This window comes from Streptomyces sp. TRM68416 (assembly GCF_014596915.1).
Classification (GTDB): Bacteria; Actinomycetota; Actinomycetes; order Streptomycetales; family Streptomycetaceae; genus Streptomyces.
In genome coordinates this window covers 307,143-322,531 of record NZ_JACVWU010000003.1, presented here as the reverse complement: position 1 = coordinate 322,531, position 15,389 = coordinate 307,143, and the positions used below count along the sequence as shown (strand labels likewise).

The window sequence follows — 15,389 nt, the reverse complement described above, 5'->3', positions numbered from 1 at the left end:
CTCACCCGCGCACCTGGATCAGCGCGTGCGTCCCGCCGGTGCGCCAGCGCTGTTCCTCGGCGGCGACCAGGGTAGCCTCCGTGCGGGCGTCGAGTCCGGTGATCACGTCGGACTTCAGGGTGCGCAGCGCGGCCACCGGGCCGGGGAAGTAGGCGGTGACGTCGGCGAAGGGGGTGGTGGGCGGCCACCGGTGGTCGCCGACCAGGCGCCGGTAGTTGAGGTCGCCCTTGAGGACGGTGACGGTGGCCCGGGCGAGTTCGGCCCGCAGGTCGTCGGGCATCCGCGCGTACGGCAGCGGCGCGCAGGAGAAGGGGTGGGCGCGGACCGTGAGGCGGCCGTCGGTCAGCGCCGTCCACAGCACCTCGCCGTACGCGGCCGCCGCGCCCTGCGCCGACCGCAGCCGGCGTACGGCGTCCAGGACGTCGGCGGGGGTGGCGTCGGAGACGTAGTAGGGGTACGGCTTGACGTGCAGGACGACCCGTCCGACGCGGCCCCGGTCCAGGAGGTGGGCGATCAGGAGCAGGTCGGGGACGAGTTCGCGGCCCGCGTTGTCGGCGATCAGGCAGAGCAGGGTGTCCGGGCCGGCGGGCGGCAGGAGGGACCACAGGGCTTCGCTGTCGTCGGCGACCAGCGGCGGGGTGTCGGCGGAGGTCTCGCCGTGTGCGGCGGAGAGGCGGAAGCCGAGGTCGGCGCGGTTGCCCCACAGGGAGCCGTGCAGCAGGGCCTGTGCCTGGTCCGCGGCGGACAGCCGGGCGAGATCGTCCAGGGCGGCCAGTTCCGCGTCCGTCTCGGGGGCGTCGAGTTCGGCCAGCTTGGCCGGCCGGAAGGGGTCGATGCCCTGCCAGGGCCCGGGGGTGAAGTGGTCGACGGCGTGCAGGAGTTGGCGGTAGAAGTAGCTCTCCGACCACAGCCACGGCACGTCGAACCAGGGGCGGCCGGCGTACGTGCCCATTCCCCAGGCCCGCCAGCGGTCGCCGTCGTGCGCGTCGGCGGGGAGCGGTTCGATCGTGCCCTTGGTGCAGTTCGCGAGCAGGGCGTCCAGTGCGTCCTGCTGCCCCGGTCCGTACGGGAAGGCCTCGCGCACCTGCCGGATGATGGCGGGGTGGCGGTCGGCGAGGACGCTGTGCGGGAACGAGCCGGGTTCGTTGCCGAGGATGACGGGTGCGGCGGGGGTGTGCGGCATGCGCCTCACCGTATCCCGCAGCTCCCCTCAGACGGTTCTGGCCTCGCGCTCCAGCTGGGTGGCGAGCGTGAGGTAGCGCGCGCGGCGCGGTACCGGGACCAGGCCGCGGATGAGGATGTGCCACATCTCGGCCACCCGGCGGGGCTGGCGTGCCACGGGTTCCAGGGAGCGGCCGACGACCCGGGTGCCGATGAAGAAGCAGACGAAGGAGTGGGCCGCGGCGTCGATGTCGACGTCCGGGTGGACGTCGGACTCCTTGACGGCGCCGAGGAGCTTGCGCGAGGCGAGCTCCAGCCATTCGGTGAAGGGGTGTTGGAGCGGTGACCGCACCGCGACTCCGCCGGTGGCCAGCCGGAGTCCGGCCCGCGGGATCGGGCCCTCGACGGAGAGCCGGGCGACGCCGAACGTGGTGCGCATCAGCGCTTCCAGGCAGGAGTAGCCGCGGGCGTCCATCTCGCTGGCGACCCGGCGCGAGGCCCGGGACTGAAGCTCCATGATCGCCTGCGCGAGGTCCTCCTTGGCCGCGAAGTGGAAGTACAGGGCCCCCTTGGTGACTTGGGCGTGCTCGACGATGTCACTCAGGCTGGTCGATTCGTAGCCATGCCGGTCGAACAGGTCGGCTGCGGCGGTGATGATCGTCGTACGGGTCTGTTCAGCGCGTAACTGCCTCGGCATCGCCTGGATACTCCTGGGGCGGAAAAGAACGGGTCATGCCGTTTGTTTTTTACTCCCCGTACACGATAGCTCACCGGGCGACCGTTCCGACGCGGCACTCGAAGACCGGCGACTCCACCTGCCTTCCCACAACGGTGACTTCGCCGTCGGCCCCCGTCTCCGCCTCCACCCAGGTGGGCAGGTCCAGTTCGGCGTACCGGTGGAAGGAGGCGTGGAACGACACCGGCGTCCGCTCTCCGGCGCAGGCGGCCCCGGCGGCCTGGCGGGCGGCCTCCAGCAGCAGCATGCCGGGGACATGATCGAGGGGGTGGTCGAAGAAAACGGGATGTGCGGTATCGACTCGCAACTGCCAGCGTCCGGGGCGGTCCGGTGGTGCCAGGACGACGTCCGCGGGCAGGGCCCGGTCGACGGCCTCGGGCGGCAGCGCGGGCGGCAGGGGCAGCGCGGAGACGTTGGCGGGGGTGCGTCCGCCGCGCAGCCTGCGGTAGACCGACGGTCCGGTCCAGGAGACGGCGACATGGGCGGTCGCGACCCGCGCCCCGCCCAGCCGTACGTCCGCGTTGTAGCGGATCGCGTGCGGGCGGCCGGCCCGGCGCCGGATGTCGAAGACCGCTATGGCGAGTTCGGGTTCGGCCGGTACGGGGCCGACGGCGAGGTGCTCGGGGCGGGTTCTGAGCCGCAGTTCCTGCAGCACGAACTGGTGGCCCAGCGGCACCTCGTACTCGGTGTGCGCGAGCAGCGCGCCGCACTGGCGGACGGTCTCGGCGACGAGCAGCGGTTCGTGGGCGGACCGGTCCGCGGACACGTGCAGCTGGTGGGCCCTCGGCCACTGCGCGGACACTCCGAACAGATCGGGTCCGGTGCGGCGCCAGCCGGTGAGGAAGGTTTCCGCGACGGCCGCGCGGTGGACCAGTTGGCGGGGCACAGTGGCCGTGAGAGGCTCGGTAGCCGTCGATAACTCGGCGAGCTGCGGCAGTTGAGGCATGTCCCTCCCTGGGGTCCCCCCGACAGCGGTGCGGACGGTGAGGTGCCCGTGCGGTGAGCGCTAGAGTACGAGCCGACCGGTTTGTTTTCAATGAGGCCCAGGTGACTGGGGATCGGCGCCGAACCGGCCCGGCTCGGTTCCGGCCATGCGGTCGACTCGGCGCAGCGGAGGGGCTCTTATGGCGAAGCAGGAGCGCGCCATCAGGACGCGCAGGGCAATCCTGGAAGCCGCGGGGGCGGTCTTCGACGAGCACGGCTACACCTCGACCACCATCGCGATGGTGCTGGAGCGGGCCGCGGTGACCAAAGGTGCCCTGTACTTCCATTTCCAGTCCAAGGAATCCCTCGCCCAGGCGGTGCTGGACGAGCAGCTCGGTCTCGGCGCGGTGCCGCCGCATCCGTGCAAGCTCCAGGAGATCGTCGACATCACCTTCGTCTTCGGGCAGCGCCTGCTGGACAACGCGCTGCTCCAGGGCAGTGTGCGGCTGACCGTGGACCAGTGCGCGCCGCCCGGGATCGATCACTCGGGGCCGTTCCGGCTGTGGGCGGAGCATCTGACCGGACTGATGGAAGAGGCGCAGAAGCAGGGCGAGTTGCTGCCCTCGGTGGAGCCGCGGGACACGGTGGAGCTGGTGGTCGGCGCCTTCGCCGGGATCCAGCTGATGTCCCGGGCGCTGACCGGCCGGGAGGACCTGGCGCACCGGATCTCCGTGCTGTGGTCGCACGTGCTGCCCAGTGTCGCGGTGCCGGGTCTGCTCGTGCGCCTGGACGCCCGGCCCGACCGCGGGGTCCGCGTCCGCGCCTCGATGCCCGAGGCAGAGCGGTGATCCTGCTGACGGGGGCGACCGGCACCGTCGGCCGACTGGTCGCCGCACGGCTGCGCGGCAGGGTGCCGCTGCGCCTGATGGCCCGCCGCCCGGAGCGGCTCGGCGGTCCCGAAGTCGAGGTGGTGGCCGCCGACTTGGCCGACCCGGCGAGTCTGCGTCCCGCCCTGGCCGGCGTACGGGCCGCTCTGCTGGTGACGTCGGACCCGCTGACGCAGGCGCACGACGAGCACTTCCTCGCGTCGGCGCGGGCGGCGGGTGTGGCGCACGTGGTGAAACTGTCGGCACTCGCGGTGACCGACCCGCGGGCGACGGACCTGATCACGACCTGGCAGCGGGAGAACGAGCGGCTCCTGCGCGACTCGGGCTCGGCGTGGACCCTGCTCCGGCCGCGCGCCTTCATGACCAACACCCTCGGCTGGGCCCGATCCGTGCGCGAGGAGGGCGTCGTACGGGGATCGGGCGGGGCGGCGGCCAACGCGACCGTCGATCCGCGGGACATCGCCGAGGTGGCGGCGCGGGTCCTGCTGGACCCCGACGCCCACGCCGGGCGGACGTACGCGCTCACCGGCCCGGCGGCCGTCAGTGCCGTGACGCAGACGCAGATCCTCGGTGAGCTGCTGCAACGGCGGCTCACCTATGTCGAGTTGAGCCCGGATGAGGCGCTGCGCCGACTGCGCGAGCGCTACCCGGGGCCGATCACCGAGGCGCTCGCCGAGAGCGCCGCGCGCGGGCTGGCCGGGGCGAAGGCGCAAGTGGACCCCGCCGTCGGCGAGTTGCTGGGCCGGCCGGCGTCGGACTACCGGACCTGGGCGCGCGACCACCTGGCGGCGTTCCGGGCATGACGGCGGGCCGGCCGATGCCCCATCCGCACCGGCCGGCCCGCCCGCTTTGTTGCACGCGCCTGGCTCAGAAGGTCAGCTTCCAGCTGTTGAGCCTGCCCGTGTCCTGCGTCGCCGTGTCCTGCACGCGCAGCTTCCAGGTGCCGTTGGCGACCTCGCTGGAGGCGTTCACCGTGTAGGTGGCGACCACGTTGTCCGCGGAGTCCGAGGAGCTGGCGGACTTCAGGCGGTACGTCGAACCGTCCGGCGCGACCAGGTCGATCACCAGGTCACCGCGGTAGGTGTGGGTGATGTCCACGCCGACCTGGAGGGCCGAGGAGGCGTTGCCGCTGCGGCCGGAGACGGTGATCGGGGACTCGATCGTGGTGTTGTCCGGGATGGCCACGGACGTGGTGCTGGTGAAGGTGGTGCCCCCCGTGGAGCCGCCCGTACCGCCGGAGCCTCCGCTCACCGCCTGCACCGTCTTGGCCGCGTCCGCCAGACCGGCACCGCAGCCGCCCGAGCAAGTACCGGGCAGAGCACGCGAGTTGGTCTTGATCGCGGACTCGATCTGCGCCGGGGTCAGCCCGGGGTTCACCGACTTCATCAGCGCGGCCAGGCCCGCGATGTGCGGGGCGGCCATGCTGGTGCCCTGGTAGAAGGTGTAGTTCTCGCCGGCCGGGCCCTGGGTGCCGCTGTTCAGCGTGGACAGGATGCCGCCGCTGAGGTTGTTCCGGGTCTCGCCGCCGGGCGCGGCGATGTCGACGACCGAGCCGAAGTTGGAGTAGCTCGAGCGCGAGCCCGCACGGTTGGTCGCGGCCACCGAGATGACGTTGTTGCAGCTGGCCGGCGAGTAGTTGGCCGCGTTGGCGTTGGAGTTGCCCGCCGCGACGACGACCGTGGTGCCGCGGTTCACGGCGGCGTTGATCGCGTTCTGGGTGGCGGTGGTGCACGAACCGGGTCCGCCGAGGCTCATGTTGATGACCTTGGCGACGTTGGCGTTGGCGGGGACGCCGGAGACGGTTCCGCCGGACGCCCAGGTGATGGCGTCGATGATGTCGGAGTCGTAGCCGCCGCACTTGCCAAGGACGCGCAGCGGGGAGACCTTGGCGCCGTACGCGACGCCCGCGACACCCTTGTTGTTGTTGGTGACCGCGGCGATCGTGCCCGCGACGTGGGTGCCGTGCCAGGAGGAGGTGGTGGCCTCCGAGGTGCTGGAGCACTCGCGGCTGGCGGTCCAGTCGCCCGGGTCGGCCGGGTTGCTGTCACGGCCGTTGCCGTCGTTGGAGACCGCGGTGTCGCTGATGAAGTCGTAGCCCGCGACGATGTTGGCACCGAGGTCGGAGTGGGTGACGTAGCCGGTGTCGATGACGGCGACGGTCACCCCGCTGCCGTTGGTGACGTCCCAGGCGCCGGGCACGTTCATGCCCGCGGTGGCCTCGAACAGGTCCCACTGCTTGGTGTACTCGGTGTCGTTGGGGGTCGCCAGCGGCTTGTTCAGGCGGTCCGGTACGACGTAGGCGACCTGCGGGTCGGCCTGGTACTCGGCGATGACGTCGGCGACGTCGGACCGGGTGAGGTCGGTGCCCAGGTCGACGAGGGCGGCACCGGTGCCGAGGCGGCGCTGGAAGCCGAGGCTCTCGCCGACCTCCTTGCCCTTGGCCTCGGCGTCGGCGGAGGCGGCCTTGTTCGACTTCGCCTCGGCGGCACCGGACTTGTAGCCCACGATGAGTCGCTCGGCGACGGCGCCGGGGGCGGCCTCGACGGCGGTCGCGGCGGGGGCGGCTTCCTGGGGAGCGGCGGACTCCTGGGCGACGGCGACGCCGGCGGTCGCGGCCGTGAACAGTGCGGCGGAGACCGCGGCGGCGGATATCAGCTTCCGTCGCACGGAGGGAGAGGTACGCAAGGGCTTGCCTTTCGTGGCCGTGCTCCGGGCAGCGCGGAGCGGCGGTCGATGCGCTTCGTCCTCGAAGCGGAGGGGGGTGAACCGAAAAGCGGTGTGCGATGGCCCGGCCAGGCGGTGGGGGACGACCCGTTCGGGGTTACCGGTGGGTCGGCTGTGCTCGAACGATAGGCAAAGGGAAGGTCATCCGGATACAGGGGAAACCCTCGATCAGGCCGGAAACCAACCCTCTACGTCACACAGTTGACCGTCTCTGCCCGGTTTTGCGCGAGTTACCGGATGGTGAACGCACCGGGGTCGTGGCTCGTACTCCTGGGGAGCAGACCGTTTCCGTACCGGCGGAGGAGACACCCCGCATGCCTCAGACGTCCCCGAGCAACCGCACGCGCGCGTGTCGCGCCGCGGTCGTGGCGGCCCCCTTGCTGCTCGCCGCGTGGGCGGCGTCACCGGCCGTCGCGCACGGCGCGCCGACGGATCCGGTCAGCCGGGTACGCGCTTGCTCCCCCGAGGGCGGGAGCGCCGCCGGGTCGGCGGCGTGCCGGGCGGCCGTCGCCGCGAACGGCGCCCCGTTCACCGCCTGGGACAACCTGCGCATCGCGAACGTAAACGGTCGGGACCGACAGATCGTCCCCGACGGCGAGCTGTGCAGCGGCGGTCTGCCCGCCTACCGGGGCCTGGACCTGGCCCGCGCCGACTGGCCGTCGACGCGCCTGCGGCCGGGTGCGGCGCTGACGATGACGTACGCCTCGACGATCCCGCACACCGGGACGTTCCGGCTCTACCTCACCAAGCCCGGCTATTCCCCGGACCGGCCGCTGACCTGGTCCGATCTGCCGGAGCGGCCGTTCGCGGAGGTACGGGACCCGGCGCTGACGGACGGCGCGTACCGGATCGCGGCGACGCTGCCGTCCGACCGGACGGGACGGCATGTGCTGTACACGGTCTGGCAGAACAGCAGCACGCCGGACACCTATTACTCGTGCTCCGACGTGGTGTTCCCGGCACGTGAGAGCGGGACGGCGGAGCGCAACGGCGGGGCGCCGAGGCAGGCGAGCGACGCACCGACCGCGAGTGCCGGCACGCCGGCGCCTCGCAGCAGCGCGCCGACCCGGCGGGACGACAGCGCGCCGACCCGGCAGGGCGACAGCACCCCGGCCCCGCCGAGCGGCACGCCGTCACCGCAGCGCGACGCACCGGCGCCGGACAGCACCCCGGTGGCGTCGACGGCCGACCGGGGCCCGTCGGCCCCGCTGCTGGCGGGCGGCGCCGCCACGGTGCTGACGCTCACCGGGGGCGCCGCCCTCGCGCTGCGACTGCGACGGCGGTGAACCGGCCGTCTACGGCACTCAGTTGACGTAGACGAGCGCGCCGCCGTCCGTCACCGGGGCGTACTTGGCGGTGAAGAATCCGTTGGCGAAGCAGAGCGAGGAGCCGGAGCTCTTGGTGAACTGCTGGTTGGTGAAGGTGATGCTGTTGTCGGCGTTGCTCGCCGTGCCGGTCAGGCTCGGCGCCTGGTAGACGCAGGTGATGGAGCCCAGCAGGGTGCGCAGCCGGACCGTGGTCTGGATGGTGGAGCCGCTCGCCGGGGTGACGGTGACCGTGCCGTCGGAGGCGACGGTGGTGGTGTAGGGCAGGTTGTCGACCGTGATGCCGCTGACGCCGAGCACGCCGAACACGTTGCTGGTGCAGCCGGTGCTGTCGAAGGTGTGCGCGCCGAGCGACTCGGTGGCGGTGCCCGGCGCGGCCGGGTTGTCGGTGACGGTGGCGGTGAACTGCGACGACGCGCACGAGACACCGCTGGTTCCGGTCGCGCTGGAGTAGAGCGTGGCGGTGGTGCCGGCGGCGAGCGGTGCGGTGAGGACGTCCCCGACGGCGACGGGCGTGCCGTCGGTGCCGCCGGTGGTGAGGACCGGGGCGTCGGCCGCGTGGGCGGGCGCGGTGAACGGCAGCGCGAGGGCGGCGACGGTGCCGACGAGGGTGGCGAGAGTGCGAGTACGCATGCGGGGGCCTCTTCTCCGAAGGGGGGTGGGATGTCAGAGGTGCGGGTACGGCCCGCGCCGTCGCCGGTCTGTGGCGCCTTCTCCGTACGCCACGGACCGGCGACGACAACGCGGCATCCGCGCACGAGCCATGAGGGGAAGCGGTCGTGCGAGTGCCGGGGGGAGATGCGGACAGGGGCCGCGAAAGGGGACGGCCGTCCGGTCCGGCGCCACGGATCCGGGGGCGGTCAGAGAGAGTTGTAGACCTGCGGGGCGGTCAACGTCAAGGAATTGCAAGGGAGTTGGGCCGCACTCACAGTTGACACATATTCAACACCCTTTTCTCACAAGCGTCTTGACCCCTCGCTGTAACCCCGGGTAACTTCCCTGGCTACTGGGGAGTACGAGAAAGCCCTTCCATCGCCGCTTGTCCGCGCCAGGACAACGAGCCCGGATCACCTGGGAGCAGACATGGCAAGCGATTCCAGCACCCAAACCCCCGAAAGACGCGGCCGGGTCCGTGCGCGCCGGGCCGCCGTGATGGCGGTGCCCGCCGCCCTGGCCGCCGCCGGGCTCGCCGTGCTCACCGCCGAGGGCGCGCTCGGGGTGCAGTTCGCCATCTCCGGCATGCCGTTCACGGTCACCGCCACCGAGCTGCGCGGCACCGGCTTCGAGCAGTTCGGCGCCCTGGACAACATGGCACCCGGCAGTCCCAACGAGGGCGACACCGGAGGCCAGGTCCTGGTCGTCACCTCCGTCATCAAGAACGCGACCCTCACCAAGCTGTGCCAGAGCGTCGACCTCGGCGGCACCAACCTGCTCATCACCGCGGGCAGCGGGGCGCAGAAGGTGACCGCGACCGACCTGACCACCGACTCCACCGAGCTGTCGGGCGACGCCGCCTTCGACAACATCGAGATCGGCAACGACGCGAGCACCCTCACCAAGGGCGGGGTGCAGGGGCCGAAGGGCGTGTTCAGCCAGCAGGCCGACACCGTGCACATCGCCAACCTGCGGCAGACCAACTACGCCACCACGGCGGGGGTGTTCAAGCTGCCCGGCCTCAAACTCCGCTTCAGCGAATCGGGTTGCTGATGCTTCGGCAGTCCTTCCGCCGCTGGCGGCACGAACGGCCGTTCTGGGGCGGGCTGCTGCTCGCCCTCGGCGGAGCGGAGATCCTGTTCACCGAGAAGGCGTCGCTGAAGGTCGTCCTGCACATCGGCATGCAGGGCCTGGCCGGCTATCTCCTGCCGGCCCTGATGCTGCTGCTGGGGCTGCTGATCCTCTTCAACCCCGCGCAGCGGCTCTTCTACTCGATCACCGGGGTGCTGCTCTCCCTGGGCACCTGGCTCACCTCGAACCTGGGCGGCTTCCTCCTGGGCCTGCTGCTCGGCGTCATCGGCAGCTGCCTCGCCTTCGGCTGGCTCCCCGACCAGGAGCCACGCCGCGGCCGACGGCAGCGCAGGAGAGAGGCCCGGACCGCAACACCTCTCTTCGCACCACCGGAGGAGGAGCCCGCCTGAACCGGGCTCCTCCTCCGGCCCCGAGCGGGCCGGGCACATTCAACTGCGGTTCGGCAGCGCGCCCCCAAGGGGCGCGGGCAACCGCGCGACCGGCCACGACGAGTCCGCGGACGAACGACGACACATCGGGAACGACGACACGTCGGAGCGGTCGGAGAGCGGAGGCGGGCAGGCCTTCAGGTGCGCGCGTGGCGCGTCCCTGAAGGCCTGCCCGCCCCGTCGGCGATCAGCTCAGGCCGACCGACTTCAGCCAGGCCTTGGCCACGTCGAGCGGGTCCTTGTTCTCCAGCTGCACCTGGGAGTCCAGCTCCAGCAGGGTCTCGGTGTCGAGCTTGGCGGAGACGGCGTTGAGCGCGTCGACGCCTTCCTTGGACAGGCCCGACTTGTAGACGAGCGGGGTCACGTTCGCGTAGCCGAAGAGGTTCTCCGGGTCCTTGAGGACGACGAACTTCTCCTTGGTGATGTTCGGGTCCGTGGTGAAGATGTCCGCGGCCTGCACGGTGTTCTTCGCCAGCGCCGCCGTGGTCAGCGGACCACCCGCGTCGAGCGCCTTGAAGGACTTGAACTCGAGCCCGTAGACGTCCTTCAGGCCCACCAGGCCCTGCTGCCGGGTCTGGAACTCCGGCGAGCCGCCGATGACCAGCTCGGGGGCGATGTCCTTGAGGTCGGCGAGCGTGGACTCGGAGGTGAGGTTGTACTTCTTCGCGGTCTCCGCGTTGATGCTCACGGAGTCCTTGTCCTCGGCAGGCGAGGACTCCAGCAGCGTCAGCTTGGAGTCCAGCTTGGACTTCGCCGCGGCGTTCACCGCGTCGGCCGACTTCTGCGGGGCCTTCGGGTCCAGGTAGGCCAGCAGCGAGCCGTTGTACTCGGGCAGGACCGTGATGGTGCCGTTCTTCAGCAGGCCGTAGGTGGTCTCGCGGCTGCCGATGTTGGGCTTGTAGCTGACCTTGATGCCCTTGGCCTTCAGGGCCTCGCCGTAGATGTCGGCGAGCAGGATGGACTCGGCGAAGTTGTTGGAGCCGACGACGACGGTGTCGCCGCTCGCCTTGTCCTCCGCCAGCGGGTTGTCGGACGTGTCGTCGGAGGAGCCACATCCCGCGAGCAGGGCCGCGGTGGCGGCGAGCACGACGAGGGACCTGCTGCGTGAGGCGGTAGAAGTCACGATTCCCGTTCCGGACTCAGAGGTTGGGGGAGGGAAGTTCTCCAGTTCTCGAACTGATCCAATCCAGCGAGTTCTTGATCAGTCAAGCGAATCCTGGTCACTGATTGGACTCAATGAGTAATCGGTTGTGATCGCGAGTGAACGGATTCGCCTGAAGAGGCGATAGTCTCCCCGCAGTTGACACCAGGTGTCCGATCCCCCGAGGAGGAAAGGTGTCCACGAAAGAGGTGGACGCGTCCACCGCGACACACGACGCCCCTCCTGGCATACGTCGGTTCACCGACCGGTGGCCGTTCAGGCGCAAGCTGAACGTCCTGGTCGGCGTTCCGCTCACGGTGGTCGCCGTGCTGCTCGCGTACCTCATCACCGACCAGCTCGGCCAGTCCTCCTCCGCGGCGGACGCGGCCCGGCTGGTCCGGGCCAGCTCCGAAGTCGCCACGCTGGTGGACCGGGTGGAGGCCGAGCACCAGCAGGCCATCCTGCTCTCCGTGCGCCACGAGGCGGCCCAGGGCGACGCCCGGCCCTCCACCGCCGCCTACGACAAGGCGCAGTCCGCGGTGGACGCCCAGGTCATGAAGGTCCGCGAGACCTTCGGCGACCGGCTGCCGGCCACCGAGGCGCAGGCCCTGAAGGAGATCGGCGCCCTCGGCAGCCTGCGGGACACCATCGAGCAGGGCTACCTCCCCGCCGACAACATCGACCCCGCGTACGCGAGCGCCGCCAAGGGCGTCATCGACGGCCTGGGCCTCGACCGCAACGCGGCCCTCGCGGCCACCTTCACCGGCAACCTGCTGGACTCGCTGCTGCGTGCCGACGCCGCCCACAGCGCCTTCGAGACCGGCGTGTTCTCCGCGGCCACCGGCGACTCCAACGCCCTGATCGAGTTCATCGGCGCGGTCGGCTCCTACGAGGTGTACACCTACCAGGCCGACCGCTTCGCCCGGTTCGCCACCCCCGAGCAGGCCGAGCAACTGCGCGGCATCGAGCACAGTGCCCCGCAGGCCGTCATCGGTCGGCAGTACGCCGAGCTGCAGATCGACCCCAGTTCGCTCCAGGCCGACTCCCCCGCCGAGATCAGGGAGGCCTTCGCGGCGGCCCTGAAGTCGTACCCCGCCTACCGGGAACAGGCGGAGATCCGGCTCGGCATCACCGCCTCCCTGATCGACCAGATCGCCGACCGCGCCGACGAGGCCTCCAGCGAGGCCGCCTGGCGCGCGGGGCTGCTGCTCGGTCTCGCCCTGCTCGGCTTCGCCCTCTGGCTCGCCCTCTCGGTGGCGGTCCGCCGGTCGGTGGTGGGGCCGGTGCAGGCACTGACCGGTGCGGCCCGGGAGGTCGCCGACGTGGCCGACCGCGAGCTGGCCCGGGTGGCCGACGACGACGCCGAGGACGACGGGCCGCCGCGGCTGCGCGAGATGCCGGTCACCGCGCGCGACGAGATCGGCGACCTCGCCGAGGCGTTCAACCGCGTCCAGACCACCGCGGCCGCGCTGCTGGAACGCCAGGTGCTCAGCCGGCGCAACGTCGCGGAGATGTTCGGCAACGTCGGCCGCCGGGTCAGCAACCTGACCACCCGGCAGCTCGCCCTGATCGACGCGGTCGAGCGCGGCGAGACGGACCCGGCCCTGCTCGAACGCCTCTACAGCATCGACCACATCGCGGTCCGCCTGCGCCGCAACGCCGACAGCCTGATGCTGCTGGCCGGCATCCGCGAGTCGGCCCTGGACTCCGGCCCGCTCGCCCTCACCAACGTCGTCCGGGCCGCGCTCGGCCAGATCGAGGGCTTCCAGCGGGTACGGCTGCACGCGCGCTCCGAGGCCGTGGTGGAACCCGACGTCATCGGCGACCTGACGCTGATGGTGGCCGAACTCCTGGAGAACGCGGTGGCGTTCTCCCCCGCGGGCAGCCCGGTCGAGGTGACCGTCGGCAGCGGGGAGGACGACGCCGCGCTGATCGTGATCTCCGATCACGGTCTCGGCATGAGCACCGAGCGGCTCGCCGAGGAGAACGCCCGGCTGATCCGCCGCGAACGCCTCGACGTGGTGCCGACGAAGGTGCTCGGCCTGTTCGTGGTCGGCACGCTGGCCCGCCGCTGGGGCATCGGTGTCGCGCTGACCCGGACTCCGGGCGGCGGCGTGACGGCGGAGATCTCCGTGCCGTCGTCGCTGCTGCGGCCCGCGGACGCGGATGCGCTGACCCAGGGGTCGGCCGCGGCGGACACACCGGCGTCCGGGACCGGGGGCGGTCCGCTGCCGTCGGTCACGGCGGGCGCCGCGAAGGCCGCCGCGCCGACGGAGACCGCCGAGGAGCCCGGCCCGCTCCCTCGCCGGGTTCCCCGGCGCGAGACCGCGGCCGAGCCGTCGGCCCTCGACCACACCCGCGCCGACGACCGGCCGGAACGCCCTTCCGGGACCCATACCGACGTACGCCCGGAATTCCCCTCCGGGACCCACACCGACGAACGGCCGGAACCCCCCTCCGGGACCCACACCGACGAACACCCGGAACCCCCCTCCAGGACCCGCACCGACGACCGCCCGGAACCCCCCTCCGGGACCCACGCCGAAGCCCCGGGCGGCCCCCGCCCCCTCCGGCGCCGCGTCCGCGGGGCCACCCTGCGGACCGCCGAGCGCTCCCCCGCCCGGCCCGCCGCACGCCGCACCGCCCAACCCGCCGACCCGGACGCCGTACGGTCCGCGCTGGAGGACTTCGAGGCCGCCGTGGAGCGCGCGCACCGCGACAGCGCCACCGGCGAGACCCCGATCCCCGAGAACCCCCAGGCCACAACCCCCCGACAGCACGACCAGAACCACCTCCCGGAAGGAGCGGAGCAGTGAGTACGTCGACAGGTGACACCCCGGCCGGATCCACCACCCCGGCCGAACTCAAGGCCGCCGCAGCCGACTTCACCTGGCTCTTGAATCGTTTCGCAACGGAGACGGCGGGCGTCGTCGACGCCATCGCGGTCTCCTCCGACGGGCTGCTCATCGCCGTGTCCGAGCTGCGCGAACACGCCGACTCGGAGCGGCTGGCCGCGATCGTCTCCGGTATCACCAGCCTGGCCGCCGGCGCCTCCGGCAACTACGGACTCGGCGGCCTCAACAAGGTCATCATCGACCTGGAGGGCGGCCACGTCCTGGTCTCCGCGATCGGCAGCGGCGCCGTCCTCGGCGTGGTCACCGACAAGGAGGCCAAGCTGGGCAACATCGCCTACGAGATGACGCTGTTCGCCAACCGTGCCGGTACCGCGCTCAGCCCTCAGCTCGTGCTGGAACTGAAGAACAGCGTCGGCGCCGCGTCGGCCCGCTGACCTGGTCGAGAAGGACGGTACGAACTCCATGGCGGACGGCACTCCACCCCCGGGCGACGACCCGGTCGGCCCCGCTTCCGCCGTACGGCCGTTCCTGGTCACCGCCGGCCGGGTGGCGCCCAGCTCATCCGGCCGGACGATGCCCGTCGAGACCCAGGTGGTGGCCACCGCCGAGGGACTCGACGTGCTGGACCGGCTCTCCTTCGAGCAGCACGACATCGTCGCCGCCTGCCGGCAGCCGCAGTCCATCGCGGAGATCGCGGCCCGGCTGCGACTGCATCTCAACGTGGTCCGTGTCCTCGCCGAGGACCTGCGGGCCGAGGGGCGGCTGACGGTGCACGTGCCGAACTCCGACGTCGTCCACGACTCATCCGTACTGCGAAGAGTGATCGATGGCCTGCGCGCCATCCCCGACTCCCGGGGGGTACTCCGTGACACTGACTGAACCGGCCGCCGCCGTACGACCTCCGCTGCCGGTGAAGATGGTGATCGCGGGCGGGTTCGGCGTGGGCAAGACCACGGCCGTGGGCTCGATCTCCGAGATCGAGCCGCTCACCACGGAGGCCGCGATCACCGAGGTCGCCGCCGGGGTCGACGACCTCACCCACACCCCAGCCAAGACGACGACCACCGTCGCCATGGACTTCGGGTGCCTCACCATCGACCCGACGCTGAAGCTGTATCTGTTCGGTACGCCCGGGCAGGAGCGGTTCGGGTTCATGTGGGACGACATCGTCGAGGGTGCGGTGGGCGGGCTCGTCATCGTGGACACCCGGCGGCTCGACGACTGCTATGCGGCGGTCGACTACTTCGAGCACCGGCAGATCCCGTTCGCGGTGGCCGTGAACGCGTTCGACGGGAAGGTCGAGCACGAGCTGGACGATGTGCGGTGGGCGCTGGACGTGAGTGACGGGGTGCCGGTGGTGGTGTTCGACGCGCGGGAGCGCGGATCGGTACGGGACGCCTTGTTGGTCGTACTGGAGCTGGCCCTGGCCCGCAGCGAGAGCTGAGTGTGAGTGGTTCGCTGC

15 protein-coding genes are annotated in these 15,389 nt (G+C 71.5%); 9 read left to right on the top strand and 6 right to left on the bottom strand.

The window, feature by feature from the left end:
• Position 1: 1 nt before the first annotated feature.
• The 3 genes from ICC28_RS06855 to ICC28_RS06845 all read right to left on the bottom strand — a co-directional run bounded on the left by ICC28_RS06855 (position 2) and on the right by ICC28_RS06845 (position 2,843).
• Positions 2-1,183 (bottom strand): damage-control phosphatase ARMT1 family protein, encoded by a 1,182-nt coding sequence (locus ICC28_RS06855; RefSeq protein ID WP_188287507.1) that lies wholly within the window; start codon positions 1,181-1,183, stop codon positions 2-4.
• Between the two features lie 27 nt (positions 1,184-1,210).
• Complete coding sequence (locus tag ICC28_RS06850) at positions 1,211-1,858, bottom strand: ScbR family autoregulator-binding transcription factor (protein WP_188287506.1); 648 nt, start codon at positions 1,856-1,858, stop codon at positions 1,211-1,213.
• 70 nt (positions 1,859-1,928) lie between these two features.
• Positions 1,929-2,843: a ScbA/BarX family gamma-butyrolactone biosynthesis protein gene (locus ICC28_RS06845; protein WP_188287505.1), complete on the bottom strand. Its 915-nt coding sequence runs from the start codon at positions 2,841-2,843 to the stop codon at positions 1,929-1,931.
• Between the two features lie 178 nt (positions 2,844-3,021).
• On the opposite strand from ICC28_RS06845, the gene ICC28_RS06840 reads away from it, so the two are divergent.
• Both ICC28_RS06840 and ICC28_RS06835 read left to right on the top strand, forming a co-directional pair.
• Positions 3,022-3,669, top strand: coding sequence for a ScbR family autoregulator-binding transcription factor (locus tag ICC28_RS06840; RefSeq protein ID WP_188287504.1), 648 nt, complete (start codon positions 3,022-3,024; stop codon positions 3,667-3,669).
• Positions 3,666-4,511: an NAD(P)H-binding protein gene (locus ICC28_RS06835; protein WP_188287503.1), complete on the top strand. Its 846-nt coding sequence runs from the start codon at positions 3,666-3,668 to the stop codon at positions 4,509-4,511. The genes ICC28_RS06840 and ICC28_RS06835 overlap by 4 nt, the downstream gene beginning before the upstream one ends.
• 64 nt (positions 4,512-4,575) lie before the next feature.
• Here ICC28_RS06835 and ICC28_RS06830 read toward each other — a convergent pair whose 3' ends face one another.
• Positions 4,576-6,393 carry a S8 family peptidase gene (locus tag ICC28_RS06830; RefSeq protein WP_188287502.1) on the bottom strand — a complete coding sequence of 606 codons (1,818 nt, stop codon included), beginning with the start codon at positions 6,391-6,393 and terminating at the stop codon, positions 4,576-4,578.
• A 353-nt stretch (positions 6,394-6,746) separates the two neighbouring features.
• Here ICC28_RS06830 and ICC28_RS06825 point away from each other — a divergent pair, with 353 nt between their 5' ends.
• Positions 6,747-7,718: a lytic polysaccharide monooxygenase gene (locus ICC28_RS06825; protein ID WP_188287501.1), complete on the top strand. Its 972-nt coding sequence runs from the start codon at positions 6,747-6,749 to the stop codon at positions 7,716-7,718.
• Positions 7,719-7,736: 18 nt separating this feature from the next.
• Here ICC28_RS06825 and ICC28_RS06820 read toward each other — a convergent pair whose 3' ends face one another.
• Positions 7,737-8,390 (bottom strand): Tat pathway signal sequence domain protein, encoded by a 654-nt coding sequence (locus ICC28_RS06820; protein ID WP_188287500.1) that lies wholly within the window; start codon positions 8,388-8,390, stop codon positions 7,737-7,739.
• Between the two features lie 450 nt (positions 8,391-8,840).
• Between ICC28_RS06820 and ICC28_RS06815 the strand changes: the two genes are divergently transcribed.
• Entirely contained in the window at positions 8,841-9,464 is a 624-nt protein-coding gene (locus tag ICC28_RS06815) for a DUF6230 family protein (protein WP_188287499.1), read from the top strand.
• On the top strand, positions 9,464-9,892 hold the full coding sequence (locus tag ICC28_RS06810) for a DUF6114 domain-containing protein (RefSeq protein WP_188287498.1): 429 nt from the start codon (positions 9,464-9,466) through the stop codon (positions 9,890-9,892). The genes ICC28_RS06815 and ICC28_RS06810 overlap by 1 nt, the downstream gene beginning before the upstream one ends.
• Positions 9,893-10,118: 226 nt before the next feature.
• Here ICC28_RS06810 and ICC28_RS06805 read toward each other — a convergent pair whose 3' ends face one another.
• Positions 10,119-11,054 (bottom strand): ABC transporter substrate-binding protein, encoded by a 936-nt coding sequence (locus ICC28_RS06805; RefSeq protein ID WP_188287497.1) that lies wholly within the window; start codon positions 11,052-11,054, stop codon positions 10,119-10,121.
• Positions 11,055-11,266: 212 nt separating this feature from the next.
• Between ICC28_RS06805 and ICC28_RS06800 the strand changes: the two genes are divergently transcribed.
• Genes ICC28_RS06800 through ICC28_RS06785 form a run of 4 tightly spaced genes read left to right on the top strand, consistent with a single transcriptional unit; the run spans position 11,267 to position 15,371 of the window.
• On the top strand, positions 11,267-13,888 hold the full coding sequence (locus ICC28_RS06800; protein WP_188287496.1) for an ATP-binding protein: 2,622 nt from the start codon (positions 11,267-11,269) through the stop codon (positions 13,886-13,888).
• A complete protein-coding gene (locus ICC28_RS06795; protein ID WP_188287495.1) occupies positions 13,885-14,361 on the top strand; it encodes a roadblock/LC7 domain-containing protein in 477 nt (158 codons plus the stop codon). The genes ICC28_RS06800 and ICC28_RS06795 overlap by 4 nt, the downstream gene beginning before the upstream one ends.
• A 28-nt stretch (positions 14,362-14,389) precedes the next feature.
• The gene (locus tag ICC28_RS06790) at positions 14,390-14,806 is read left to right on the top strand and encodes a DUF742 domain-containing protein (RefSeq protein ID WP_188287494.1); all 417 of its coding nucleotides are present in this window, start codon (positions 14,390-14,392) and stop codon (positions 14,804-14,806) included.
• Positions 14,754-15,371 carry a GTP-binding protein gene (locus tag ICC28_RS06785; protein WP_188287493.1) on the top strand — a complete coding sequence of 206 codons (618 nt, stop codon included), beginning with the start codon at positions 14,754-14,756 and terminating at the stop codon, positions 15,369-15,371. The genes ICC28_RS06790 and ICC28_RS06785 overlap by 53 nt, the downstream gene beginning before the upstream one ends.
• Positions 15,372-15,389: the final 18 nt, after the last annotated feature.

Coding starts and splice junctions, on each gene's coding strand:
- ICC28_RS06855 (WP_188287507.1), bottom strand. CDS start 1,183: ATGCCGCACACCCCCGCCGCACCCGTCATCCTCGGCAACGAACCCGGC.
- ICC28_RS06850 (WP_188287506.1), bottom strand. CDS start 1,858: ATGCCGAGGCAGTTACGCGCTGAACAGACCCGTACGACGATCATCACC.
- ICC28_RS06845 (WP_188287505.1), bottom strand. CDS start 2,843: ATGCCTCAACTGCCGCAGCTCGCCGAGTTATCGACGGCTACCGAGCCT.
- ICC28_RS06840 (WP_188287504.1), top strand. CDS start 3,022: ATGGCGAAGCAGGAGCGCGCCATCAGGACGCGCAGGGCAATCCTGGAA.
- ICC28_RS06825 (WP_188287501.1), top strand. CDS start 6,747: ATGCCTCAGACGTCCCCGAGCAACCGCACGCGCGCGTGTCGCGCCGCG.
- ICC28_RS06820 (WP_188287500.1), bottom strand. CDS start 8,390: ATGCGTACTCGCACTCTCGCCACCCTCGTCGGCACCGTCGCCGCCCTC.
- ICC28_RS06815 (WP_188287499.1), top strand. CDS start 8,841: ATGGCAAGCGATTCCAGCACCCAAACCCCCGAAAGACGCGGCCGGGTC.
- ICC28_RS06810 (WP_188287498.1), top strand. CDS start 9,464: ATGCTTCGGCAGTCCTTCCGCCGCTGGCGGCACGAACGGCCGTTCTGG.
- ICC28_RS06790 (WP_188287494.1), top strand. CDS start 14,390: ATGGCGGACGGCACTCCACCCCCGGGCGACGACCCGGTCGGCCCCGCT.
- ICC28_RS06785 (WP_188287493.1), top strand. CDS start 14,754: ATGGCCTGCGCGCCATCCCCGACTCCCGGGGGGTACTCCGTGACACTG.